Genomic DNA, 25,755 nt, shown 5'->3' on the forward strand with positions numbered 1-25,755 from the left:
CGCGTCAGGATGCAAAGCCGGAAATCGCATTCGGCGCCGCATGTCGAAGTCCAGACCGATCAATGCACCGCTGCGCTGGCTGCGGTCGTCGGCAAGCCCGCAACCCTCGGGTTGAAAGGGGGCATATGCCCACGATGGTCACAACACGCTGACGTGGGTGCGCTGCGCCTGTTTGAGATAAGAGAGCAGCTCCCGTGCAGGCAGTGGCTTGCTGTAGAAATAGCCTTGCCCCTCGTGGCAACCCTCGGAAATGATGTAGGCCTCTTGTTCCGCGGTTTCCACGCCTTCGGCAATGACCTGCATCCCGAGGCTTTTGCCCAACTGAATGATCGCCCGCACGATCGTCGCGTCGTCATCGTCATCGATGAGGTCTTGAACGAAGCTCTTGTCAATCTTGATCTTGTCCAGCGGCAGACTTTTCAGGTAGCTCAAGGACGAGTAACCGGTACCGAAGTCGTCGATGGCGATCAGCGCGCCCGAGCGTCGCAGGCTGAGCAAATGCTGCGCCGCCGTGCTGATATCTTCCATCAGGCCGGTTTCCGTCACCTCCAGCTCCAGGCTGCGTGGCGGGAGGCGGTAGATCTGCAACAGATTGTTCACCACCCGAGGCAGTTCGGAGTGGTGAAGTTGCACGGTGGACAGGTTCACCGCCATGCGCAGCTCGGTGAAGCCCTGATCGTGCCATTCGCGCAATTGCTTGCAGGCCTGATCCAGCACCCATTCGCCGATGGCGATGATCGTGCCATTTTGTTCGGCCAGCGGAATGAATTGGTCAGGCGGCACGAAGCCGTGTTCAGGGTGTATCCAGCGGATCAGCGCCTCGACGCCCACCACGCGGTGGTCGCGGTAGCTGATCTGCGGCTGGTACACCAGATGAAACTGGTTGCGCACCAGCGCTTCGCGCAAGTCTTTCTCGAGCTCGCGGCGGCGACGCATTTCGCTGTCGACGCTGGCGATGTAGAACTGGTAGCGGTTGCGCGACCGGGTCTTGGCCAGGGTCATGGTCTGCTCGGCTTTCTGTAGCAGCTTTTCGGTGCTGTCGCCGTCCTCCGGAAACAGGGTGATACCGATGGTCGCCCTTAGACGGATTTCTTCACCGTCTACCGCGAAGGGAGCCTCAAGGTCGTCGAGAATGCTCTGCGCCAACTCGGCCGCTTCGTAGGGCTGCTCAATGTCAGCCTGGACCAGGGCGAACTGATCGCCGCCCAGGCGAGCCAAGGCACCGAGCCTGCCACTGTGGGCGCGCAGGCGGTCGGCCAGCGCGAGCAGTAACTGGTCGCCCGCCTGATAGCTGAATTGTTCGTTGATACCTTTGAAATCATCCAGGCCCACGCATAGCACCGCAACCCGATGCTGGACGCGCCCGGCATCGATGAGGATCTTGTCCAGTTGGTTTTGCAATTGCTGGCGATTGGGCAGGCCGGTCAGGAAATCGTACTGCGCCATGCGTTGCAAGCTGGATTCGGCTTCATGGCGCAGATGCGTATTGCGCTCGATGGAGGCCAGCAACTGGTTGGCAGTCGTGACCCAGATGCCCAACTCGTTCCTTTCATGGCCCTTGAGCAGCGGGAGCTGATGCTCGCTGGGGCGGTCGGGGTTGATGCTGGTCAGGTGCTCGATGATGCGCGACAAGGGCTTGGTCAGCAGCCAGTGATAGACCAGGTAAAGCACCAGCCCCATCGCCAACGCACGCAATACCCCGGAAATGAAGATGATCATCGAATTGAGCAGAAAACCCTCACCGTAGGTGGCGGTGTCCAGGGTGATGCGCAAGTCGCCGTAGTATTCGCTGTAGGGGCTGCGGCCCACCAGTTGGGTCGTGAAACTGCGTTCCTGGCCGAGAATCAGATCGGTCAGCCAACGGGTGGGAGACGATTTGAGATCGCGGGACTTTTCAGCCAGCAGCGTTTCGTTCGGGTGGCCGATGGAGGCCATGCGCACGGCCTTGTCTTGAAACAGGCCTTCGATGACCTGCATGCCCATCTCCCGGTCCAGGCTATAAACAGCCTGAGTCGATGGGTCGCGGAACATGTCCAGAATCCGGTCGGCGTCCGTGGCGACGGCCTGTCGCGTCTTGTAGGCGTCGTAGACGATTTGCGCGCAACTGAGCACGACGCCCACCACCAGCGCCGACAACAACACCACACGCAGCAGCTTCACCGACAAGCTGTTTTTGAGTTCCAGCTTCAAATGGCCATTCCTTCATCCATGCTGATAGCGGGTGACGTAACAAGCATTGGCAATACCGCGCCAAGGGTCAAGGGGTTGGGAGACCCCAGGACCCGTTTCACTCAGCATACGATTCCCATGGGGGCGATCAGGGCTGTCGGTACTGTGTCGGTAACTTCGGAGCGGAACTTGAGCGTCGTTTCGTCGACTCCGACCGAACCTGATATTAGTCCGCTATCGTTGTCTGACAATACATAAACCGGAATGCAAGGCAAAAAAAAACCCGGACGCGCCGGGTTTTTCGATTTGAAGCCAATCAGGCGGTGAATGCCTTGCCTTCGAACTGCTCGGCAACGAACTTCCAGTTCACCAGGTTCCAGAACGCCTCGACGTATTTTGGACGCAGGTTGCGGTAGTCGATGTAGTAAGCGTGCTCCCAGACGTCGCAGGTCAGCAGCGGAGTGTCGCCGTTGGTCAGCGGGTTGCCTGCACCGATGGTGCTTGCCAGGGCCAGAGAGCCGTCAGCTTTTTTCACCAGCCAGCCCCAGCCGGAGCCGAAGGTGCCGATGGACGTCTTGCTGAACTCTTCTTTGAATTTGTCGAAGGAACCGAATGCCGCGTTGATGGCGTCAGCCAGTGCACCGGTCGGTTGGCCGCCAGCGTTCGGTGCCAGGCAGTTCCAGTAAAAGGTGTGGTTCCAGACCTGAGCGGCGTTGTTGAAGATACCGCCCGAGGAAGACTTGACGATTTCTTCCAGCGTCTTGCCTTCGAACTCGGTGCCTGGGACCAGGTTATTCAGGTTCACGACATAGGTGTTGTGGTGTTTGTCGTGGTGATATTCCAGCGTTTCCTTGGAGATGTGCGGTGCCAGGGCGTCATGAGCGTAAGGCAGCGGCGGCAATTCGAAAGCCATGGTAATTCTCCTAATCAGGTCAGGTTGCGGTTAGCGCAAGGCCGATCACGGACGGCCAGACAGAATACGCCGACGAGTTTTTACTCTTTGCGACGCAGGGGCTGGATCATAGCACCGGGTCCGGCCCATAACCACGCAACAACTGTGTGGGATAGAGGTTCCGGCGACGTGCAAGGATTTGACGACAGGTGTCGGCTCCCGCTGCGCAAAACCGGCGCAACCCTGCTGCCCGACAGCGTTAAACCGTTCTGATCAACTGCACCGCGACGCTGAACATCATCGCCGCCACCATCAGATCCAACAGCCGCCAGGTCGCCGGGCGAGCGAGCCAAGGTGCCAGCCAAGCCGCACCGACCGCCAGGGTGGAGAACCACACCAACGATGCACTGGCGGCGCCTGCCACGTAGGCGCCGGGTTCAGCCTGCTGAGCACCGAGGGTGCCGATCAGCAGAACGGTGTCGAGGTACACATGAGGATTGAGCAAGGTCACTGCCAGTGCCGTCAGCAGGACCGCTCGACGCGAGCGCTGGCCCTGGCCGTCACCTTGCCGCAGGCTTTGCGGCGAGAGCGCGCGGCGCAGGGCCTGAGTGCCATACCACAGCAGAAACGCTACTCCGCCCCAGCGAGCCACCGCCAGCAATGTGGGGCTGTGAGCGAGCACATTGGCCAGTCCGAACACGCCGGCCGTCACCAAGATTCCATCACACACAATGCACAGCACGGCGACAGACAGATGGTGTTCACGGCGCAGGCTTTGCGCGAGTACGTAAGCGTTCTGGGTGCCAATCGCGACGATCAGGCCGAAGGCCACCAACAATCCGTTGAAATAGCTTTGCCACATGACTTCCGGGCTCCTGGGTTCGTGTGTGCGATGGACAGAGGTGGCCAGTGTGGCGGGATTGCCTGTATAAGAAAAACCAATACTGCTGATTACTCATTAGGAAAAATGATGTTCGATTACAAACTGCTCGCCGCGTTGGCGGCCGTTATCGAGCAAGCCGGTTTCGAACGCGCCGCACAGGTCTTGGGGTTGTCGCAGTCGGCAGTCTCGCAGCGCATCAAGTTGCTGGAGGCACGCGTCGGCCAACCGGTGCTGGTGCGCGTCACTCCGCCGACCCCGACGGAGATTGGCCAGCGTCTACTCAACCATGTTCAACAGGTCCGGCTGCTGGAACGCGATCTGCAGAGCGTCGTGCCCGCGCTGGATGAAGGCGGTGCACCCGAGCGGTTGCGAATCGCGCTCAACGCCGACAGCCTGGCGACTTGGTGGGCGGCGGCAGTGGGGGATTTCTGCGCCGAGCACCAGATGCTGACCGACCTGGTGGTCGAGGACCAGGATGTGGGTCTCAAGCGCATGCGGGCGGGTGAAGTGGCGGCGTGTCTGTGTGCCAGTGAGCGGCCGGTGGCCGGAGCGCGCAGCCTGTTATTGGGCGCGATGCGCTATCGTGCGTTGGCCAGCCCTGAATTCATCGCGCGTCATTTTCCCAACGGTGTGACGCCGCAGGCGCTCGCGCTCACGCCGGCACTGGTGTTCGGGCCGGACGATTACCTTCAGCATCGCTACATGGCGTCGCTGGGCATCGAGGGCAGCTTTCAGCATCACCTGTGCCCGTCCTCCGAAGGGTTCATGCGCATGACCGAGGCTGGCATGGCGTGGGGTTTGGTGCCCGAGATGCAGGTTCGCCAGCAACTGGCGAACGGCAGGTTGGTGGAGTTGTTCGCCGAGCGCTGCATCGATGTACCGTTGTACTGGCATCATTGGCGCAATGGTGGGCAGTTGTTGGCTCGCTTCACCGAACATCTGGCGAACAAAGCGAAGCAGTGGCTAGTGCCGCTGGACCAGCAGTGAGCGTCAAGAATGTCTGATTCACGTAATTACTGCAGCCAACCGGCGACCTTGGGTCGTGATTGAATTGGCTGCAGCCAGTCAAAACGGAGCGGTACATGAAGATTCTGGTCACCGGCGCAAGCGGCTTTATCGGCGGACGCTTTGCGCGTTTTGCGTTGGAGCAGGGGTTTAGCGTCCGGGTCAACGGCCGTCGTGCGCAAGGCGTCGAACACCTGGTCCAGCGTGGCGCCGAATTCATCCCAGGCGACCTGAACGATCCAGAACGGGTGCTGGCGCTGTGCGAAGACGTGGAGGCGGTGGTGCATTGCGCCGGTGCGGTGGGGACGTGGGGCAGCTACCAGCATTTCCTTCAAGGCAATGTTCAGGTCACCGAAAACGTGGTCGAGGCGTGCCTCAAGCAGAGGGTGCGTCGGCTGGTGCACCTGTCCTCGCCGTCGATTTATTTCGATGGCAAATCACACGTGGGTATCCGTGAAGAGCAGGTGCCCAAGCGGTTTCACAATCACTACGCCGCCACCAAGTACCTCGCCGAGCAGAAGGTGTTTGGCGCCGAAGAGTTCGGCCTGGAGGTCATTGCGCTGCGTCCTCGATTCGTCACCGGCGCGGGTGACAACAGCATTTTCCCGCGGTTGATGCAGATGCAGGCCAGAAAACGTTTGTCGATCATCGGCAATGGCCTGAACAAAGTGGACTTCACCAGCATCCAGAACCTGAACGAGGCGCTGCTCAGCAGTTTGCTGGCGACTGGGTCGGCGCTGGGCAAGGCCTACAACATCAGCAACGGCACGCCGATCCCGATCTGGGACGTGGTGAACTACGTGATGCGCAAAATGGAGTTGCCACCGGTCACGCGTTACCGCGCGTACGCCTTGGGTTACAGCGCAGCGGTGGTCAACGAGACGGCATGCAGGCTTTGGCCAGGCCGGCCTGAACCCACGCTGTCGCGAATGGGAATGCAGGTGATGAGCCGAGATTTCACCCTCGATATCAGCCGCGCCCAGTATTATCTCGACTACCAGCCCAAGGTCAGCGTCTGGACCGCCCTGGACGAGTTCTGTGGTTGGTGGAAAGCGACGCACGGGACGGGTGTATAAAACGCCCGGCGTTGCGGACGGTCACAAGGTTCGGCGGGTCGAGTCCGCCTTCAAGATTCAACGGATTTCAAAGGTAACCCCATGCGTAAAGATCCGTATGACGACATCGACGACGTGCCCAGCCTCAGTGCCAAGGACGATGACGATGATTTCATTCCCGACGCCAAGACTCGCGAGCGGACCACGGTCTATTCGCGGACCACGCCGGTGGTCAAGGTCAAGGCGCCCGGGACAGGTGCCTTGTGGGCATTGATCGGCGCGCTGTTCATCGCCTTCTGCGGACTGGGTTGGTGGAGCTTCCAGCAGGTCTCGCTGATGGAGCAGCAATTGGTGGCGACTCAGGAAAGCTTTGCGCGCATCAGCGAAGAGGCTGCCGGGCGACTGCAGGACATCTCCGGCAAATTCAACGCCAGTGAGTCGGAAGCCAACAGTGGCGGCGAAGCGCTCAAAGCGCAGATCAAGCAGTTGCAGGATCAACTGGCTGATCAGAGCCGGCAGCAGCAGGGTGTGGCAGGGGCGCAGGGTGGTTTGGACAAGCGTCTGGAGCAGATCACCAGCCAGGTCGCGGCGCAGCAGGCGACCACTCAGCAAGTGCAGGACCAGCTCAAGACGATTACCACCGAGCTTGCGGCGTTGAAGGCAGCGATGCCGGACGGCAAATCGGCCCAGACTGAGCAGGATCGGCTCGATACGCAGCTCAAAAGTCTGGCTGCGGACGTGGCGAACCTGAAGAAAAGCAACAACAGTCAGGCGATCGAACGGCTCGAACAGGACATGATTGTGCTCAAGAGCGAACAGGATAATCGTTCGGCGCAGCCGACTTCTTCGGGGGCGAGCACTCAGGAATTCGACGCGTTTCGCGGGCAGATGACACGCAATCTGAATACGCTGCAGAGCCAGATTCAGACGTTGTCGCAGCAAATCAACGCGCGGGGGCAGTAGGTTCCCGCCGCATCGTTACGCCGAGGCCCTTCAGCCCTCTGCGCGAGCATGCCCGCGATGAGGGTGAAGGGCATCAACGTCATATGACGACTTACAGCGTCGGATAATCCAGATACCCGACCGGACCCTTAGCGTAGAAGGTCTCAGGATGCGGCTCGTTCAGCGGCGCATCCTTGGCCAGGCGCGCAGGCAGGTCGGGGTTGGCGATGAAAGGTACGCCGAAGGCCACGGCGTCGGCCTTGCCCTCTGCCAGCCAAGCGTTCGCGCTTTCCTTGGTGAATTTTTCGTTGGCGATGAACACGCCACCGAAGGCCTGTTTCAAACGTGGCGCGAGGCTGTCGTCCAGTTCACGTTCGCGGGCGCAGATAAAGGCGATACCGCGTTTGCCCAATTCCGAGGCCACGTAGGTGAACGTCTCGGCCAAGTTGTCGTCGCCCATGTCGTGGGCATCGGCGCGAGGTGCCAGATGCACGCCGACGCGACCAGCGCCCCAGACTTCAATCGCCGCATCAGTCACCTCCAGCAGCAGCCGTGCCCGATTTTCCAGCGAGCCGCCGTAGGCATCGGTGCGGTGGTTGGTACTGCTTTGCAGGAACTGGTCGAGCAGGTAACCGTTAGCGCCGTGAATCTCGACGCCATCGAAGCCAGCAGCCTTGGCGTTTTCTGCCCCCACGCGGTAAGCCTCGACGATGTCGGCGATTTCAGCCGTTTCCAGGGCACGTGGTGTCGGGAAGTCGACCTGTGGGCGAATCAGGCTGACGTGACCTTTTGGCTGGATGGCGCTCGGCGCCACGGGAGCTTCGCCGTTCAGATAACTGGTGTGGGACACGCGGCCCACATGCCACAACTGCAGCACGATCTTGCCACCGGCGGCGTGAACGGCCTTGGTGATGTTGCTCCAGCCGCGAACCTGGTCGTTGGACCAGATGCCGGGGGTGTCCGGGTAGCCCACGCCCATTGGCGTGACGGAGGTGGCTTCGCTGATGATCAGACCAGCCGAGGCGCGCTGAACGTAGTACTCGGCCATCATCGCGTTTGGGACGCGACCTTCGTCGGCGCGGCAGCGGGTCAGCGGGGCCATGATGATGCGGTTGCTCAGGTCCAGTTCGCCGATCTTGATCGGGTCAAAAATCGTGGTCATCGGAAGAATCCTCAATTGCAGTCGGTAAAAGGTTGAATCCGCAGTCGTTAACGCAAGTGCCGAAGCGCTGACTCGTAAGGCTCAGTTCGCTACAGCAGCCAGCCCGGCATCGCCGCGCTGACGGAAATTAATCAGGGTGACCAGTAAGGCCAGTACCGCCAGGGCGCCTGCGGCCAGTGGCACGCTGGTCAGGCCGAAACCGTGGGCGATGACACTGCCGCCGACCCACGCGCCCAAGGCGTTGCCGACGTTGAAGGCGCCGATGTTCAAGGTCGACACCAGATTCGGTGCGTCCTTGCCAAAGGTCACGACGTTGATTTGCAAGGCCGGCACCGCGGCGAAACAGGCGACGGCCCAGAGGAACAACGTCACTTCGGCCGGAACCAGCGCAGCGCTGGTCCAGCTCAGGAGCGTCGATACCACGGCCATTGTGATGAACACGCCGATCAGCGTGGCGGCCAGGCGGCGATCTGCCAGTTTGCCGCCGAGGATATTGCCCACCGTCAGGCCAAGGCCGATCAGCATCAGGGTCCAGGTCACGCCGCGCGGCGAGACGCCTGTGACGTCGCCGAGCAACGGCGCGACGTAGGTGAACAGCGCAAACACCGAGGCTGCGAACAACGCGGTCATGCTCAGCGACAGCCAGATCCCGGCGCCTTTGAGCAGGGCCAGCTCAGCGCGCATATTGAGTTTTTCTTCATCGCGCTTGGCAGGCAGGAAGCGGATCAGGCCGATGAAGGCAATCACGCCGATGACCGTCACGGCGAAGAAGGTCGAGCGCCAGCCCGCCTGTTGCCCGAGTGCAGTGCCCAGCGGCACGCCCAGCACGTTGGCCAGGGTCAGCCCGGTGAACATCAACGCGACGGCCGACGCCCGGCGATTGGCTGGCACCAGTCCGGCAGCGACTACCGAGCCGATGCCGAAGAATGCGCCGTGACACAGCGCGGTGACGACCCGGGCCAGCATCAGAATGGTGTAATCGGACGCTATCGCGCACAGAAGATTGCCGACGATGAAGATCCCCATCAGTGTGATGAGTGCGGCTTTGCGCGGCAGACGGGAGGTGGCCATGGCCATGAATGGCGCGCCAATGGCGACCCCCAATGCATAGCCGGTGACGAGCCAACCGGCGCCGGGAATGCTGACACCCAGGTCGGCGGCCACGTTGGGCAGCAGGCCCATGATGACGAACTCGGTGGTGCCGATGGCGAAGGCGCTCAGGGCCAGAATAAGTAGCGAAAGAGGCACAGTGCGTCTCCTGAATCCGTAGGGAAGCGTCAGCTCAAAGCTGTTCGTTCAAGTCGTGCAAAAACGCCTGAATGACGGCTTCGTCGCGTTTGAAGAAATGCCACTGCCCGTGCTTTTTGCTGGTGATCAGGCCGGCACGTTGCAGCTGTGACAGGTGAGCGGAGACCGTCGATTGCGAAAGACCTGCGCGCTGGTCGATCTGACCGGCGCAGACACCGCCTTCGAAGGAGTGTTGTTGGTCGGGAAAGCAGGTCGCCGGGTCTTTCAACCAGGCAAGGATCTGCCGACGGACCGGGTGTGCCAAAGCTTTTATTATGTCGTCGAGGTCGATAGGCATGTCGTTCTCACGGGTGCGTAGCGGTATATCGCGATGGGGCGAACTTTATATCTATAAATCGCGATATACAAATATGATTTGGCGCTAAGGACACCATAAATCGGTATATCGGGTTATAACGATATGAGTCGTCGCAGGCTGGGCGGCTTGAACAAGTGTCAGCAACCACGCACTCTAACCGGCGTGAACAGGTTCCCACCCCGGGCCCGTGCGCCTTCAGCAAAAGGTCCTGCGTTCCCATGAACTACCTCGCACACCTGCATCTCGGCGGCCAGACACCCCCGCAATTGCTTGGCAGCCTCTACGGCGACTTCGTCAAAGGATTGCTGGTTGGGCGCTTTCCCGCGGACGTCGAGGGCGCCATCCGCCTGCACCGTCGCATCGATGCATTCACCGATGGTCACCCGGTCATCAGACAGGCCATGGAGCGTTTTCCGACAGTGCGCAGACGTTACGCCGGGATTGTGCTGGACGTGTTTTTCGACCACTGCCTGGCGCGGGACTGGAATCGTTACTCCGATGAGCCATTGTCATCCTTTACCGACAAGGTCTACCGCATATTGGCCAACGAGCCCGATTTGCCGGAGCGTCTCGCGCTGATCGCCCCGCGCATGGCGGCCCAGGACTGGCTGGGGTCCTACGCGGAGTTCGAGGTGGTGGGCAACGCACTGGCCGGCATTTCCCGGCGTTTGTCGCGCCCAGAAGCACTGGCCGGGGCGATGCAGGAGCTGAGGGCGCTTTACGAACCCTTGAGTCAGGACTTCCGTGCGTTCTATCCCGAACTTCAGGCGTTCACTCAGGCCGCCTTGGCGGCCGAGCGCACCTCGGTCTCTTGATCCGTGCTGCCGAACAAGGCTGTCTGCACGGCCTGCTGGGCTTCGAAGGCCAGGGCCGCGCGTTCTTTGCCCTGGGTTTCGATTGGGGTCAGCAGGTGAATGTGCACCTCGCTCACTTCATGGGCGAACAGACGCCGCAGATGCGAAAGCAGGTCGTCATCCCCAATGAATGGCGCGATGCGGTCCGGATGCCCATCGCGCAGGTACTGGATCGCGACTGGTTGCAGCGGCGTCCCGGTATCGATGGCGCTGGCCAGAAGACGGCCATGGAAGGTGCGCAGGCTGCGACCGTCCGTGGTCGTGCCTTCCGGGAAGATCACCAACGAATGCCGATTCAACAAATGTTGGCCCATCTGTTTCTGGATCAGTTTGCTGTCGCCCGAGCCGCGCCGAATGAACAGCGTGCCCGCTTTCAGTGCCAGCCAGCCGGCCACCGGCCAGGTCCGGACTTCGGCCTTGGACAGAAACGACAACGGGGCGAGCATCCCCAGCAGTGGAATGTCAGTCCATGAAACATGGTTGCAAACCCACAGCATCGGCTGCGCGGAGCGTTGACCGCTGACGGTCACCCGAAACGGCAAAGCGGCCGTCAAACGACCCATGAACCAACGGGTCCAGCGCTGCCGCCGAGCCATGGACGCACCCAGGCGCAGCCGTTCCATCAGCGCGAAAGTGCCCGCGATGCTCAGGCCCAGAGCGATGACCCACAACACACGAATGATCCGCGCGTGTCTGCGCAGCGCCCTCATCACACGGCTGCCTTGAAATGACGCGCATAGCGAGGGCACAGCTCGTCGCGCTTGAGCAGGATGAACACATCAGCGACCTGAAAGTCTTCGTCCCAGCACGGCTCACCGCAGATCTTCGCACCCAGACGCATGTAGGCCTTGAGCAGCGGCGGCATTTCGCAGATGACGTTGTTCGGCAGGTCCAGATTTGGCAGTGGTTTTTTCGGCTCGGCGCGCAGGTGCTCGGTGCTCAGATAACGTTCGCGCAGGCGCTGCATGATCGCGTGAGCTTGAATGCCGCCGTCCTGCATCGGAATGCTGGCGCAGCCCATCAGGTAGCTGTAACCGCCCTCATTGAGCACCTCGGCCAGTTCGCTCCAGAGTACGGCAATGGTGCCACCGTTACGGTAGGCCGGGTCCACGCAGGTGCGGCCCAGCTCTAGAATCGGGCCTTGCAGATGGCCGAGGCCATGCAGGCTGAATTCTTCTTCGCTGTAGAAACGGCCCAGGGAGGTGGCCGCTTTGTGGTCCAGCAAGCGGGTGGTCGCGACCAGGCGGCCGTTACTCAGATCGCGCACGCCGATGTGCATGCAGTGAACGTCATAGTCGTCGATGTCCAGGCCCAGCTCGGCGCCTTGGAGTTTGGCGTTGAATTCACCACTGAACACGCTGAAGCGCAAGGCCTGCGCTTCCTGCAAGGCATAGGTCCCGATCAGGCGTTCTGCCTGCAGGCGGCGGTCGGAGCTGGTGTCTCGAATGCTGGCGATCTGAGTCATGTGGCGTCTCCGTGGGCCAGCCCTGGTCCAGGCCGGTCGACTGATTATTCGATGCATTGCTGTACGAATTCAGGCTAGGGAGGGCCGATGTCACGACCGTTAAGCTTTGGTGATGGTTGCGTGACAGGGGGCGCGTTATGGGGAACACGTATTGGTTTCTGGCCGCAGGCCGGGAGAGCGCGGCGCAATGGCAAGGCGCGCGCCAGGGCTGCCGATTGCTGCCCCCGGTGCCGTAACGTCGAACATCCCGATTTGCTTGCGGTCTGACAGCCGGATAAGGTTTGCCCCATCGCGCATCTGGAGTTCCCATGCCCTTACTTTCTCGCCTGCTGCTGGCCTCGCTGGCCCTCCTGGCGCTGCCCGCTCAGGCGAATTGGTATCTGGACAACGAGTCCTCGCGGCTTTCGTTCATCTCCACCAAGAATGCTGACATTTCCGAAGTCCATCGCTTTCTCAATCTGCACGGCAAAGTCGACCCCAAAGGAATTGCTGAACTGGAGGTGGAGCTGGATTCAGTGAGCACGGGAATCCCCCTTCGTGACGAGCGCTTGCGCAGGCAATTGTTCGACGTCACGCAATTCCCCGAGGCGAAGATCACTGCGCAATTGGACATGCGTCCGATCAACGCACTGGCGCCCGGTGCGCAATTGGAATTGCGTTTACCGCTCAAGGTGCAGATGCACGGCCAGTCGCAAAGCTACCGGGCAGAGTTGCTGGCCACCCGGCTCGACGACCGCCGCTTTCAAGTGGTGACGCTGGAACCTCTGGTATTGCACGTCGAAGACTTCGGCTTGCTGCCGGGGCTCGACAGCTTGCGCAACGTGGCGGGTCTGTCAGCCATCGGCTATTCGGTGCCAGTGGGCGCCGTGCTGATCTTCACGGCGCGCTGAGCATGAGGGGCGCGATCTTTCCGTGGCGTGAGGGCAACCAGTTCAATCTGCTGATCGACGGCCCGGCGTTCTTTCCGCGGATGATCGCCGCGATCGACGCCGCTCAGCAGCAGGTCGAGCTGGAGTTGTATCTGGTCGAAGCGGGCGCGTGTGCCGAGGCGATCGTGCAAGCGTTGGTCAATGCGGCCAGGCGGGGTGTGATCGTGCGCTGCCTGTTCGATGATTTCGGCTCCCTGGCGTTTACCCTCAGCCTGCGCGAGCGCCTGACCGAGGCGGGCGTGATCCTGCGGTTCTACAACAAGGTGCATTGGCGTCGGGGCATTCGCAATTTCTACCGCGATCATCGCAAATTGCTGTTGGTGGACAAAGCGCTTGCCGTGGTCGGCGGCACCGGCGTCACGGATGAGTTCTGGCGTCCCGATCAGGCCACCAGCGAGTGGCACGAGGTGATGGTCGAAATCCGCGGCCCGTTGGTCATCGACTGGCAAGCGCTGTTTGATCGGCAGTTCCATGCCAACGCCCGACGTCGCGCTTGGCGCCCGGCGGAGAATTTCGGCCTGCCACGGCTGCCCAAGGTTCCGATCAGCGGCGAGGGCCTGGGGCGAGTCGCCTACGCCGACTCACGACAACGGCGCGACATTCTGCAATCGCTGGTTCGCTCGCTCTATACCAGCAAAAAGCGGATCTGGCTCGCCACACCTTATTTTCTCCCCACGTGGAAAGTCCGCCGAGCCCTGCGCCGCGCGGCCTCCCGAGGCGTCGAGGTGCGCCTGCTGCTGACCGGTCCGCGCACCGACCACCCTTCGGTGCGCTACGCTGGTCATCGCTACTACCCGCGCCTGCTAAAAGCGGGCGTGAAAATTTTCGAGTATCAACCCCGCTTTCTGCATTTGAAGATGGTGCTGGTGGACGATTGGGTCAGCATCGGGTCTTGCAATTTCGATCACTGGAATCTGCGCTTCAACCTTGAAGCGAACCTCGAGGCGATGGATCCGGCCTTGACGCGTTCGGTGACGGAAAGCTTCGAGCGGGACTTTCTCGTCAGCACCGAAGTCAGCCTGGAAACCTGGCAGACCCGGCCACTGTGGAGTCGCATCAAGCAGCGGGTCTGGGGCTGGGTGGATCGGTTGGTAGTGAATGTGTTGGATCGGCGGGGATGAAATTGAGCACATTGCTGGGTGTCTCTGATGTGGAAAGCGCATTTATATTGCATTTGAATGAGGTCTTCTGGTTGATCGCTCGACTTTGGACGGTGTTTCGCGCAATGAAAGCTTTCTGAGGCTTGAGGTAGAAGATGAATCGTTTCCTGGAAGAGGGGATGAATCAAGGAACTTGGCTTTGCTTTTGACGTGCACGTAGATGTCTACCAACTCTACTTCATTGAATGAATGCTCTATTTTGACAATGTCTAGCCCAAATTCATCAACAATTCGTTGAGTGCTTTTGCCATTCTGAGTTTGCGTCAGGAATGCCTTGGTGAATTCTGGGGTGTTGCTTGGATACCTATGTGCTACGTCTTTTACACCCTTGTTTGAAATGTTGTTTCGGATAATCAGGGTTGGTAATTTTCCGAAGAAGCCGACGTCGTTGGATACTCGGTAGTATTGGTAGGCAGCTATTTCGTTTGCGTAAAGCATAGGGTGTTCTTTTATAGGTTTGTTATTGTTCTTGAAGGTCCAGACATCGGGTTCAAATTTGTTTATGAACAGATTGGGGCTGATATGCCCAGCGGGGTGGTACTTGGAAGCGATCGTGTATTTGTCGCGCATTACGTGGCTATATGAATTCTCAAACATATCCTTCTTCTCTGGGTTTTTTTTAAATTTTTTCTCAAAATGTTGGCGTAATACATCAGTCATTGTGTTGGACGGCGTATTGACGTGCTCCTTCGTTTTGCCCGATGGATCGGAATACGAGAGAGGGCAGTTGGCGACCATCTGATAGCGATTCAGCCCATCTTCGCCCTCTGCAGGATCCGGACTGACCCACCGCATCAACCAAGGCGCGTAATACCGGAAGCCATAGTAATAAAGCCCCGATGCATCCCGCTCTTTGCCCGAATAACGAACTGTTTTGTACTTTGCATCTGTCGCATTTCTGGCAGCCCACCACGCCGTCCCTCCGAACGGGTAATAGCCTTCCAGGCTGATCACGCTGCCTCTGCCGTCCAATTCCAGCGTACTTGAGCCCAAGTGATCATTGAGGCCGTAACGCACTTGATCGTTGTCAATGCCATCCGGCTTGTTGGCGGCCCAGTGCAACACTTGTACGTGGCAGCGTCCTGCGGGTGCTGAACAGACGTGCAGGATTTCACCGTTGTGCATCGTGCGGATTTCAAGACCCGGCAGATAGCGCGTTTCAGCCATCACTGTTCGGTTTTGGGTGTGAGTGCTGCGAATCTTGCGACAGCGCTGACCGTCGGCAGCGTAGATGTAAACTTCATCGTCATCGGGGTCGTCTTCGCGTTTTATGGCGGTGACCCGACGCAACTGATTACGCAGATCCCACGCCAAACCTTGTCCGCGCATCAACTGCTGGAAATTGCCATTGGCATCGAAGCTTTTTTCAAAATTCGCATCGGCTTCGCCTTCAGGCAGGCTTCGGTTGCTGTCAGGAGCAACGCGCATTTTTCGCGTGAAGCATTGGGCGCCGATATGTCGCATTTCCAGCAGATTACCCCCGCCATCGTAGCTGTAGAGCTGGGCGTAGTTGCTCAGTTGAGTAGGGTCTTGGGGCAGATTTTGCAGCATCGGCAGTGCCGGGCCGTAGCTGGCACCGTTGGACATTTCGCGACCGGTGGCTTCAATCAACTGATACAGCGTGTCGTAGCGATAGCGACTCATGGGGTCGATGCGTTGGTTGGCGAAAAAGCGTGTTGCTTGAGCAGCGTCCTCGATTTCGACGAGGTTGCCCACTGGGTCGTAACAGTAACTCAGGTCCTGCAAGGCGGTAGTGGCGGCTTTCGAAGAGAAGATGCGCGTCAGTCGTCCGGTTTCCGGCTCGTAGGTTTTTTCGGTGATGACGCCGTTACCCAGACGCTCGCTTTCCAGTTGACCTATTGGGTTGTAGCGAAGGTCGCTGATGAGCGTCTGAGCATTCTGCGTGTTGACCAGTGTCAGGTGTGTTTCCCGGAGGAGCCCATCAACGCTGTAGCGGTGTTCAGTGCGGTTGCCGGCAGCGTCGGTCTGGAGAATGAGCGCAGCCGCAGCATCGAAAACAGTCGTGGTGGTGTGCCCAGTTCCCGGCTCCAGTAATGCATCGCGTTGGCCCAAATCAAGCGGCCAGTCGGGTGGCTCGTCTGTGTGCAGAAATCTCCGATTCTCGGTCAGTACCTCGGCTGTCAACCCGAACTCCTGAGCGCACAGGGTGCCTGCCGGATCGTCATGGCGAATCAGTCGGCCGCATTGATTGCGGAGCGCCGCAGCGGACGACGCGCCACCGTAGATATACCGCTCGACGATCTTGGGTGGGCCATCGACGCCCGTTTCTGTCACGCAGAGTGGTCGTGTTTGGTCGTCGAAGTCGGTTCGGCTGTGGCTTCCCCGACCATCCCAGGTGTCCAACGACTGACCATCGGCTGCGATCAAGTTCAACCGCCAGCCTGCGTCGAAATGGGTGGTGAGAATTGTTTTACCAGACAGGGTGTGAATCGCCGTGGTGTTAGCAACCACTCCCTCGGCCCCCAGCCGCGGATCCCAAACCGATGAAGGTTGTCCGGCGATGTCCCATGTGTGACGCGTAACGCGCAACTGCGCAGGGTCGTCCGGGGCGGAGCGGTGCCAGTCAAGTTCCCGGATTGAAAGTCCCCTTGGGTCAATGGCGTGTACCCGAGGGGTCTGGCTGTGAAGGGGCATGGCAACGGCGTCCCTGTCCGTAGGTGACTTATTCTTTCAGGCTAGACTTCAGTAGCGCTGCCTATCGTTCCCGGCGACCTACGGTAATGCTCACTTCCTAGGCCAACCCTTCCCATTGTCACGCTGCAGTGTTCGGCAGTTGTCCCATGCTGCGACGTGGCGATAACGGATATCGCGATACGTTCTAATCCTGTGCGCCGTCATTTTCTAGACTGAACAGCAATCGAGGCGTTACAGGTGGCTCGGCGCTTCTTTCGCCGTATTCGCCATTCGCCCGCGCATCGCCGATGTCCAAAGGAGTGGAGAGCACGATCATGGCTGATCAGCAGGAACACGTCGGCATTTCCGCGCCTTCGCTGCCCAAGGGCGGCGGCGCGATTCAAAGCATTGGCAAGGGCTTTGGTGCCGTGGGGGCCATGGGGGTTTCTTCGTTAAGCCTCCCTTTACCGGTTTCGGCGGGACGTGGTTACGCGCCGCAGTTGGCGCTCAACTACCAGAGTTCAGTAGGCAACGGCATTTTCGGGTTGGGCTGGGGCCTGAACCTGGAGCACGTCAGCAGAAGAACCAGTAAGGGCGTGCCACGCTATACCGACGATGATGTGATTCTCGGCCCTGGCGGTGATGTCTGGTTGGCACAGCGCGACGCGCAGGGCTCGGTGGTGGAGACCACCGTGGACACCTATGGTGACCTGACACTGGACAAAAGCTACCAAGTCATCCGCTATTTCGCTCGAGTCGAAAGTGCATTCAATCGCATCGAGCATTGGCGACACGTCGACGACATTCCGGGTTTCTGGCTGGTGCATGGGGCCGATGGAAGTCTGGCGATGTACGGCCGTAATCCAGGCTCGCGCATCGCTGACCCCGAGGACGCAAACCGCGTCGCCGAGTGGTTGTTGGAAGAAACCATGAATGCGCGCGGCGAGCACATTCTCTATACCTACAAGCCAGAGGATATGGCGGGCACCGTCGGTGACACCCAGCCTGATCCTGCACGCGACTTCACGGCCCAGCGCTACTTGCATCGGGTGTGCTACGGCAACTTCGCCGCCCATTCACATCTGTATCTCTGGCGGCCGGAGCAGGTCGCAGGGCTTGAGTGGCATTTCTATCTGGTGGCTGATTATGGGGAGCGTGTGGACCAAGGCTCCGCCCCTCCATTCGTGACGGAGGGTACGTGGGGCGCGCGCTCGGATTTTCATTCATCGTTCGCCACTGGGTTTGAGGTCGGCACGTTGCGGCTCGCCCATCAATTCATCCTGTTTCATCATTTTCCTGCTGAAACCGGTGAGATGCCGCAAGCGGTCGCCTCACTGAAGTTTGGTTACACCGACCTTGCGCAGCGCTACCAGGCGCTGACCTTGGCGACAAGTTGGGGCTGGTACCACTATGACGACGGCACCGCTAAAGTCGAGGGCCAGTCGCGTCCACCATTGAGCTTCACCTATCAGGATTTCGACGCCAGAGATGGGAGCTTCACCTCCTTCCTGCAGATGCCGGGGCTGGACGATGGCCAGCGTTATCAACTGGTGGATCTTTACGGCGAAGGGGTGGCCGGTGTCCTTCACCGTGACGACAAGGGATGGATGTACCGCGCCCCACAACGTGATGTCGAGGCCCAGGATCCCGATGCAGTGACCTACGGCGCCTGGCAGCTTTTGCCGCTGATTCCTGTCGCCGACGCTCAGGCCCCAGTGCGTCAGACGCTCGCCGACCTGACCGGCAATGGTCGGTTGGACTGGGTCTTGGCGCAACCGGCTTGCGCTGGTTTTTTCTCCATGAAGGCCGATGGTAGCTGGTCGAACTACCTGCCTTTCGCGGCTTTTCCCCCGGAGTTCTTTAACGCTGAAGGGCAGTTTGTGGATCTGGTAGGCGATGGGCTTGGCGATTTTGCGCTCGTCGGGCCCAGGAGCGTGCGACTCTATGCCAGCCGGCGTGCTCAAGGCTTTGCAGCAGGAGAGAATGTGCCCCATGAGGGGGAAGACGATCGGTTACCGGTATTAGGGGACAGCCCGAACGAACTGGTGGTTTTCTGCGACATTCTTGGGTCGGGGCAGCAACACCTCGTGCGGATTCGGCATGATGAAATCCGCTTTTGGCCGAACTTGGGACGAGGGAAATTTGGCAAAGGCCAGCCATTTGCCACGCTGCCATTTTCTTACACCGAGTTCGACGCGGGGCGCATTCGTCTGGCCGACATGGACGGCTCCGGAGCCGTAGACCTGATATACCTCGAGAGCGAAGGCTTCAAGCTGTTCTTGAATCGATCTGGACGAGGCTTGAGTGAGCCTGTGTTCCACGCCTGGCCCGAGGGTGTGCGCTATGACCGGTTGTGTCAGGTCAGCATGGCCGACCTCCAGGGGTTGGGTTGTTCGAGCCTGGTACTGACCACTCCCCACCTGAGCCCCACCCATTGGCGCTATGACCACCCACCGGTCAAACCGTATTTATTGCGCCAGACCCACAACAACATGGGGGCATCCGGAACCGTGACATATCGCAGTTCGGCACAGGAATGGCTGGACGAAAAGCATGAGCTGCAAATGTCCGGATCACCGATCGAACCCGGTGTGCCCTTTGCGCTGCATGTCGTCAGCCGGCAGACACAGCTCGACGAGGTGACCGGTAATCAACTGACCCAGATCTTTCACTACCGCCAGGGTTATTACGATGGTGAGGAGCGCGAGTTCAGAGGTTTTGGTCTGGTCATGCAACGAGACAGTGAGGCGCAGCAAGCGGGGCAGGAGGATGAAGGTTTCACGGCGCCTGTGCTGAGCAAAACCTGGTACCACACGGGGCGGTTTCCGCATCGCCCTGCGGCAGGCTTCAATCAGAGCGACCCACAAGCCCAAGCCCTGGGAGAAGACTTGCTGACGACCTATGACCAAGGGCAAGACCAAGTGATCCAGTCGCCCACCGAGGCTCAGTCAAGGTCAATGGGGCGCACGCTTGCCGGGTCTGTAATCAGGGCTGAGGTGTTCGCGATGCTGGGAGATCGTCCCGACGACGTCCCTTATTCCGTGCGGACTTCGCGCTACCTGGTGCGCGAACTCGAACCGGCAGGTCTTCATCAGCCTTATGCCCGTATGCTGCCGCTGATGCTGGAATCGATCAGCTATCAATACGAGGGCTTCGCGGATGATCCGATGTGCCAGCGCAGCATCAGTCTGGGCTGGGATGCCTACGGCGTGCTGACCCACGGCGCCAACGTCCATTACGCGCGGCGCAAGCGCGAAAGCGATGCGCCTCCCTTCGAAGATGAGCATCAGCAGCGCTGGTGGCGCGCCGCCCATGACGAAGCGCAGCAGCGTTTCTACCTTACCGAAAGTCGGGTTCAGGTCATTCATCTGGATGCTCCGCAGAGCTGGCGCCTGGGCTTGCCGTATCTGAGGCGTGACAATGCAATGATGGCGGAGGCCGCCGATGTGAACCTTGAGGACATCAGCTATGAAGCCTTCATTCAAGCCGATGGTTGGTTCGCTTCATTACCTCGCACGTTGTTGACCTTGACCCGGCAGCGGTACAAGGAGGCCGGAGAGGGCGAGGCGACGTTCCAGGCGTTGCCTGACGCCACGGAAATGGCGGAGCTCGATGAGCATGCGTTGACCGCTTACGATCGGGTCATGACCGCTGATCAACTGACCGCCAAATTGATCGAGCTGGGTTATCACACCATGGCGTGCTTTCTGCCAGAAGAGCCGGAGCGCGTTCTGTGGTCGGTCAAGCGCGAGTTCAACACCTATGCGGGCGCCGAGCATTTTTACCGTGTCGATGCGTTCAGACCCACGGCCAGCCATGGCCTGAGCCGGGTGGAATATGACCCCTACAGTATGCAGCTGACCGCCGTGACGGCACCGGATGGCTGCAGAACATCGGCGACTTTCAGCTATTACAGCCTGCAACCCATCAAAGTGGTCGATCCCAATCAGAATACGCAAGAGGCGCTCTACGATGGGTTCGGAATGCTGCGCATGACCAGCTTCCATGGCACCGAGCTGGGAGAAGCAGTCGGCTTCGACACCCTGGAGCATGTCGTTCTCCCTGACCAGACGCCCGATGAAGCCATCTCCAATCCTTCCCAGACCATCAACTTCGGCACTGCTTATTTCTACGATGCGTACAGTTGGACAGACCGCAAAGTGCCGGTGCACAGCTTGGTCCAGCAATGGGATCGCTACCCAGGAGATCCAGAGCGGCAATTGCGCATGACGCTCAGTTCCGTCGATGGTTTCGGCAGGCAATTGCAAACCCGGCAATTGGTCGAACCCGGCATGGCGTATCAGGTCATTGACGGTCATCTGTGCTTCGATGGCGATGGGCTGATTGAGGTGGACGTCAAGGACAAGCGGTGGCGAGTCAGCGAGCGGGTGGAGTACAACAACAAAGGGCTGGCGATCAGGGTCTACCGCCCGTACTTTACCGACAGTCACGGTTACGTGAGCGACAGTTCGGTGCGTGAGCTTTGGTACCACGACAAGCAGTTTTATGATCCCTTGGGTCGGCCCACTGAGAGCTGGACCGCCAAAGGCTGGTTGCGACGTACCACCTACCGGAACTGGTATTCCATTGCCGAGGACGAAAACGATACGGCCGAGGAGGTCAACGCGCGGCGGGCGCAGGCAGGGCTGCCGTTGCTCGATGACGGTTCGAACGTGGGCAGGAAGAAAAACGTGTTCGGGTTTTGATGACTCAAAGGCCCTGTGCGCAGAAAGCCCGGCACGCTGGCCGGGCTTTCTGCAAAACAGACACCGTCAGTGCTTACTGCACTTCCACTGCCAGGCTTTCACTGATCTTCTTCTGCCAGATCGCAGGCCCGGTGATGTGTACCGACTCACCTTTGCTGTCCACGGCGACCGTGACCGGCATGTCTTTGACCTCGAATTCGTAGATGGCTTCCATGCCCAGTTCGGGGAATGCCAGCACTTGCGACTTCTTGATGGCCTGTGCGACGAGGTACGCCGCGCCGCCCACCGCCATCAGGTAAACGGCTTTGTTGTCCTTGATCGCGTCGATGGCAGTCGGGCCCCGCTCGGACTTGCCGATCATGCCCAGCAAGCCGGTTTGTTCGAGGATCTGACGGGTGAACTTGTCCATCCGGGTCGCGGTGGTCGGGCCGGCTGGGCCCACCACTTCGTCACCGACTGGATCGACCGGGCCGACGTAATAAATGAAGCGACCTTTGAGGTCCACCGGCAGGGTTTCGCCCTTGTTCAGCATCTCGACCATGCGCTTGTGTGCGGCATCGCGACCGGTGAGCATCTTGCCGTTGAGCAGGACGGTTTCACCCGGCTTCCAGCTCTGGACGTCTTCTGGGGTCAGGGTGTCGAGATTGACGCGACGAGCCGACGGGCCGGCTTCCCAGACGATTTCCGGATACGCGTCCAGCGGTGGCGCTTCCAGCGATGCAGGACCTGAGCCGTCGAGCACGAAGTGGGCGTGACGGGTGGCGGCGCAGTTAGGGATCATGCAGACCGGCAGCGACGCGGCGTGGGTAGGGTAGTCCATGATTTTGACGTCGAGCACGGTGGTCAGGCCGCCGAGGCCCTGGGCACCGATGCCCAGTTGGTTGACCTTCTCGAACAGCTCCAGACGCATTTCTTCCAGACGGTTTGACGGGCCGCGCGCCTTCAGCTCGTGGATGTCGATGGACTCCATCAGGACTTCCTTGGCCATGACCGCGGCCTTCTCGGCGGTGCCGCCGATGCCGATCCCGAGCATGCCAGGCGGGCACCAGCCAGCGCCCATGGTCGGAACGGTCTTCAACACCCAGTCAACGATCGAGTCGGACGGGTTGAGCATCGCCATCTTCGATTTGTTTTCCGATCCGCCGCCTTTGGCCGCCACGTCCACTTCCACGGTGTTGCCCGGGACGATGGAGTAGTGAATGACCGCCGGCGTGTTGTCCTTGGTGTTTTTGCGAGCGCCTGCCGGGTCGGCGAGGATCGAAGCACGCAGGACGTTTTCCGGGAGGTTATAGGCGCGACGCACGCCTTCGTTGATCATGTCGTCCAGGCTCATGGTGGCGCCGTCCCAGCGCACGTCCATGCCGACGCGTACAAATACGGTGACGATGCCGGTGTCCTGGCAGATCGGACGATGGCCGGTGGCGCACATGCGCGAGTTGATGAGGATCTGAGCCATGGAGTCGCGCGCGGCGGGCGATTCTTCGCGCAGGTAGGCCTCGTGCATGGCCTGGATGAAATCGACGGGGTGGTAATAGGAGATGAACTGCAAGGCGTCGGCGACGCTCTGAATCAGGTCATCCTGCTTGATCACGGTCATGGGCGTTCTCCTCTATTCAGGCGGGAACATTATAGGGGCGGCTGGCGCAGGATACGCGTGGCAGTTGCGCAAACGGCCTCTGGCTCGGCTACCGCTCAGGCACAGCAGCAGGAAAAAGGCGCGGCAGTATACCGCGTGAACATCGCCGCGACACCCTGTCGCAGGGTAAACATTGGTCTTAAAGGCCAGGACAGGCGCTTCGGTATTACCGCTAACCGCCATGCCCTGCGCCGGTTCCGTCAGACCGGTGTGACCGTGCCGTCTGGATGATAGATGTTGGCGCGCGCCTCCCGGAAGGTGGTTTTCCAAGCCTTGATCGGGTTGCCGGTGGTTTGCAGGCGTTCAAAGAAAGAAACGGCTTCCAAGGGCCTGTTGGATGAGTTGATCGGGCTCTGGAGGCCAGCGAATCCTTTCAAGTAGACCTTGTTGACGAAGCCCTGCACCGGCCGGTTCAACACCTTGGCAATCTCCAATGCCGACCCGTTCGAACCTCCCCAGCACGATAACAGCACGAAGGTCTGGTCTGCCGTCTCGTTGAGCGTTTGGAGTCGAGGGGCGATGACGTCTCTTGCCACGTCGGCTGCGCGACTGACTTTTCCATCCGCGCCCATGAGCAGCGCACGCAAGGGGTCACCGTGCGTGAGCAATGCCGCGCGGTTGGTGGCGTGATAGGTGTCGATGAAGCCGACGTCCACGGCCCTCGACGTGTGCTGGGCGAGCACTTCGCCGTTCCCCAGGCGTCCAGGCTTGGGCGGCTTCCACCCTTGTGTGACGTCCAACGCCCTCTGTCGCGAACCGGCCCGTCTGAGACTGCTCAGCTTGAAGCCCGCTCCTGCCCCCGCAAGCCCAGTGACCAGAGAAATACTCCCCAATACCCCTGACGCGGCGCCGTTTTGGCCGGTTGCTTCAAGCGCTGTGCTCGCCACACCCGTGGCCAGGGAAACGATATCCAACGTGGCGGCAACCAATGCCGTGATCTGCCCAGTGGTCAGCGCGCCCAGTCCCGAACCGATCAACGCCCCCGCGGCGGGTAACGCCGCTTGAAGGCCGGGAATCAATGCCAGCGCACCCAGCGCGAGGCCGACCCCAGCCAAGGCATAGCTCACCCAATTGTGGCCATCGGGGTCAACGCGGTTGACCGGGTCGCCCGCGCACCAGGCGTAGGCGTTGATGCCCCCCGGACCAAATGGGCTGTGGCTGTCGGGGGCCAAAAAGCACATCAGAACAGGGTCGTAAGGGCGGTTGCCTCCTGGCACGTACCAGCCGGACACCGGCTCGCGTTGCTCGCCTGCATAACCGAAGGCGACGTGGTCAGAAGCGGAGGTTTCGGCACCATGGGCCGTATAGCGACGGATGCGCAATTCGCTGTCGGCTTCCAGGCGGACGCTTCCCTGGGCGTCGGTGCCGACCAGGATAGTTTGACGAACGCTGTCAGTGATGTTGCTCACCGCGAACAGCGCGCCCATGTCGCCGATCAACTGAACACGATTGTCATCGGTGCGCTTATGAGTGAGTTGATCGGCGCTAAAAAAGTCTCGGGTCAAGGTGTCGTTTACTACGCGGTCGGTCAATTGCCCGCTGGGATCGTAGCGATAGGTGCAGGTGCCCGATGGCGCCCGGACCTCGGTGAGTCGGCCCTGGGTGTTCCAGCTAAGGCTTCGGCCCAGGTTGTCGCCGATCACCCGACCGCAGGCGTCATAGGTCAGGGTGATGGTTGAGGGCCAGGACGGATGCGTGTGGGTAACGGTCACGACGCGGGTGGGGTCGTCGCTGGCGTAGCTGAAGCAGGCCTCGTCTCGGGTGCCGTCCAAGTAGGTGCTGACGACCTTCTCATAGCCATTGAAGGCGTTGAAAACGAACACCTGCTCGACCATGCGGTTGCCGTACGGATCCTCAGGCGCGGCCAGCGCATTGGCAGTGCACCGGATCAGACGATTGCGGGCATCGTATTCAAAGGTTTCCTCCCCTACGTGCCCACCCTGGGCCCAAGTGCGGGAAATGATCTGATCGAGTGCGGAATACTCCACTGTCTGGATGATGGTCTGAACGGCAGTTTCATCGTCCTCGCCTGCCTGGGAAAAGGTAAACGTGCGGGTGTGTTCCCGGCCTACCACGTCGTAGGTGAGCGACGTGACAAGGGTGCGCTGGTTGTGCGGGTCGACGACGCGAATCGACAGAGGGCGCGAAAGGGCGTCGTAGGTGTAATAGGTGTCAACGTCGCCAACACGGGTTTTTTCGACGCGGCCGACGGCGTCGAGCTGGCGCAGGTGCGCAACGCCTTCGGCGTCGTCGAAACCTTGAAGCAGCCCGCCGAACGAATAGCGCCATGCGGTGTGATGAGACTGCCCGTCGACGGTCCAGGTATCGTTCGCGGGCTGGCCGGACGGGGTGAATGCGAACGCCTTGGTACCCAATGCGCCTGCGACGGCTGAAGGCTGACCCAATGTCGGATGACGGGTGATAAGGACGTCCGCCTCGCCCGCAGCCGCGACACCGACTAGCTGATTGTTCAATGCCTTTTCATAGGTGAAGGTGATGTTCTTGCCATCGGCAAGCGTGGTGGACGAAGGCGGCAACTGCCCGTCGGTGTAGTCAAGGCGGGTGGTATGCCCTCCGACTTCTACGGTGAGTTGACGGCCCAGGCCATCGAAAGTTTGCCGACCGATAATCGTGGGTGCGTTCATTTTTTCCATTCC

General features: G+C 60.1%; 18 protein-coding genes. 7 read left to right on the forward strand and 11 right to left on the reverse strand.

Going from position 1 to position 25,755, the window contains the following annotated elements:
- Positions 1–138 precede the first annotated feature (138 nt).
- From DBP26_RS09065 to DBP26_RS09075, 3 genes are all read right to left on the reverse strand, one after another.
- Positions 139–2,190: a bifunctional diguanylate cyclase/phosphodiesterase gene (locus DBP26_RS09065; RefSeq protein WP_108236951.1), complete on the reverse strand. Its 2,052-nt coding sequence runs from the start codon at positions 2,188–2,190 to the stop codon at positions 139–141.
- A gap of 295 nt (positions 2,191–2,485) precedes the next feature.
- Complete coding sequence (locus DBP26_RS09070) at positions 2,486–3,082, reverse strand: Fe-Mn family superoxide dismutase (protein ID WP_108236952.1); 597 nt, start codon at positions 3,080–3,082, stop codon at positions 2,486–2,488.
- Between the two features lie 238 nt (positions 3,083–3,320).
- Positions 3,321–3,923 (reverse strand): LysE/ArgO family amino acid transporter, encoded by a 603-nt coding sequence (locus DBP26_RS09075; RefSeq protein ID WP_108236953.1) that lies wholly within the window; start codon positions 3,921–3,923, stop codon positions 3,321–3,323.
- A gap of 108 nt (positions 3,924–4,031) precedes the next feature.
- Here DBP26_RS09075 and DBP26_RS09080 point away from each other — a divergent pair, with 108 nt between their 5' ends.
- The 3 genes from DBP26_RS09080 to DBP26_RS09090 all read left to right on the forward strand — a co-directional run bounded on the left by DBP26_RS09080 (position 4,032) and on the right by DBP26_RS09090 (position 6,967).
- Complete coding sequence (locus DBP26_RS09080) at positions 4,032–4,931, forward strand: LysR family transcriptional regulator ArgP (protein ID WP_108236954.1); 900 nt, start codon at positions 4,032–4,034, stop codon at positions 4,929–4,931.
- A gap of 95 nt (positions 4,932–5,026) precedes the next feature.
- A complete protein-coding gene (locus DBP26_RS09085) occupies positions 5,027–6,025 on the forward strand; it encodes an NAD(P)-dependent oxidoreductase (protein ID WP_108236955.1) in 999 nt (332 codons plus the stop codon).
- An 81-nt stretch (positions 6,026–6,106) separates the two neighbouring features.
- Positions 6,107–6,967 carry an ATPase gene (locus tag DBP26_RS09090; RefSeq protein WP_108236956.1) on the forward strand — a complete coding sequence of 287 codons (861 nt, stop codon included), beginning with the start codon at positions 6,107–6,109 and terminating at the stop codon, positions 6,965–6,967.
- Between the two features lie 91 nt (positions 6,968–7,058).
- Here DBP26_RS09090 and DBP26_RS09095 read toward each other — a convergent pair whose 3' ends face one another.
- The 3 genes from DBP26_RS09095 to DBP26_RS09105 all read right to left on the reverse strand — a co-directional run bounded on the left by DBP26_RS09095 (position 7,059) and on the right by DBP26_RS09105 (position 9,693).
- A complete protein-coding gene (locus tag DBP26_RS09095) occupies positions 7,059–8,108 on the reverse strand; it encodes an alkene reductase (protein WP_108236957.1) in 1,050 nt (349 codons plus the stop codon).
- A gap of 81 nt (positions 8,109–8,189) precedes the next feature.
- The gene (locus tag DBP26_RS09100; protein WP_108236958.1) at positions 8,190–9,356 is read right to left on the reverse strand and encodes an MFS transporter; all 1,167 of its coding nucleotides are present in this window, start codon (positions 9,354–9,356) and stop codon (positions 8,190–8,192) included.
- A gap of 34 nt (positions 9,357–9,390) precedes the next feature.
- Complete coding sequence (locus DBP26_RS09105) at positions 9,391–9,693, reverse strand: helix-turn-helix transcriptional regulator (RefSeq protein WP_108236959.1); 303 nt, start codon at positions 9,691–9,693, stop codon at positions 9,391–9,393.
- Between the two features lie 239 nt (positions 9,694–9,932).
- On the opposite strand from DBP26_RS09105, the gene DBP26_RS09110 reads away from it, so the two are divergent.
- Positions 9,933–10,529, forward strand: a complete 597-nt coding sequence (locus tag DBP26_RS09110) for an ACP phosphodiesterase (protein ID WP_108236960.1) — start codon at positions 9,933–9,935, stop codon at positions 10,527–10,529.
- On the opposite strand, the gene DBP26_RS09115 is transcribed toward DBP26_RS09110, so the two are convergent.
- A complete protein-coding gene (locus tag DBP26_RS09115) occupies positions 10,490–11,278 on the reverse strand; it encodes a lysophospholipid acyltransferase family protein (RefSeq protein WP_108236961.1) in 789 nt (262 codons plus the stop codon). The two genes, DBP26_RS09110 and DBP26_RS09115, sit on opposite strands and share 40 nt — an antisense overlap.
- Positions 11,278–12,033, reverse strand: coding sequence for an L-ornithine N(alpha)-acyltransferase (gene olsB, locus DBP26_RS09120; protein WP_108236962.1), 756 nt, complete (start codon positions 12,031–12,033; stop codon positions 11,278–11,280). Before olsB ends, DBP26_RS09115 begins: the two co-directional genes overlap by 1 nt.
- Positions 12,034–12,341: 308 nt before the next feature.
- Between olsB and DBP26_RS09125 the strand changes: the two genes are divergently transcribed.
- Positions 12,342–12,923: a YceI family protein gene (locus DBP26_RS09125; RefSeq protein ID WP_108236963.1), complete on the forward strand. Its 582-nt coding sequence runs from the start codon at positions 12,342–12,344 to the stop codon at positions 12,921–12,923.
- 2 nt (positions 12,924–12,925) lie between these two features.
- On the forward strand, positions 12,926–14,083 hold the full coding sequence (locus tag DBP26_RS09130; RefSeq protein ID WP_108236964.1) for a phosphatidylserine/phosphatidylglycerophosphate/cardiolipin synthase family protein: 1,158 nt from the start codon (positions 12,926–12,928) through the stop codon (positions 14,081–14,083).
- A 42-nt stretch (positions 14,084–14,125) separates the two neighbouring features.
- Here DBP26_RS09130 and DBP26_RS09135 read toward each other — a convergent pair whose 3' ends face one another.
- A complete protein-coding gene (locus tag DBP26_RS09135) occupies positions 14,126–16,777 on the reverse strand; it encodes an RHS repeat-associated core domain-containing protein (RefSeq protein WP_108236965.1) in 2,652 nt (883 codons plus the stop codon).
- Between the two features lie 314 nt (positions 16,778–17,091).
- Here DBP26_RS09135 and DBP26_RS09140 point away from each other — a divergent pair, with 314 nt between their 5' ends.
- Positions 17,092–21,462: a SpvB/TcaC N-terminal domain-containing protein gene (locus tag DBP26_RS09140; RefSeq protein ID WP_177411031.1), complete on the forward strand. Its 4,371-nt coding sequence runs from the start codon at positions 17,092–17,094 to the stop codon at positions 21,460–21,462.
- A 73-nt stretch (positions 21,463–21,535) separates the two neighbouring features.
- On the opposite strand, the gene DBP26_RS09145 is transcribed toward DBP26_RS09140, so the two are convergent.
- Both DBP26_RS09145 and DBP26_RS09150 read right to left on the reverse strand, forming a co-directional pair.
- Positions 21,536–23,059, reverse strand: coding sequence for a fumarate hydratase (locus DBP26_RS09145; protein WP_108236967.1), 1,524 nt, complete (start codon positions 23,057–23,059; stop codon positions 21,536–21,538).
- Positions 23,060–23,298: 239 nt separating this feature from the next.
- Positions 23,299–25,743 carry an RHS repeat-associated core domain-containing protein gene (locus DBP26_RS09150; RefSeq protein WP_158541411.1) on the reverse strand — a complete coding sequence of 815 codons (2,445 nt, stop codon included), beginning with the start codon at positions 25,741–25,743 and terminating at the stop codon, positions 23,299–23,301.
- Positions 25,744–25,755 lie beyond the last annotated feature (12 nt).

Origin of the sequence: Pseudomonas sp. RIT409 (assembly GCF_003052515.2) — a bacterium.
Lineage (GTDB): Bacteria > Pseudomonadota > Gammaproteobacteria > Pseudomonadales > Pseudomonadaceae > Aquipseudomonas.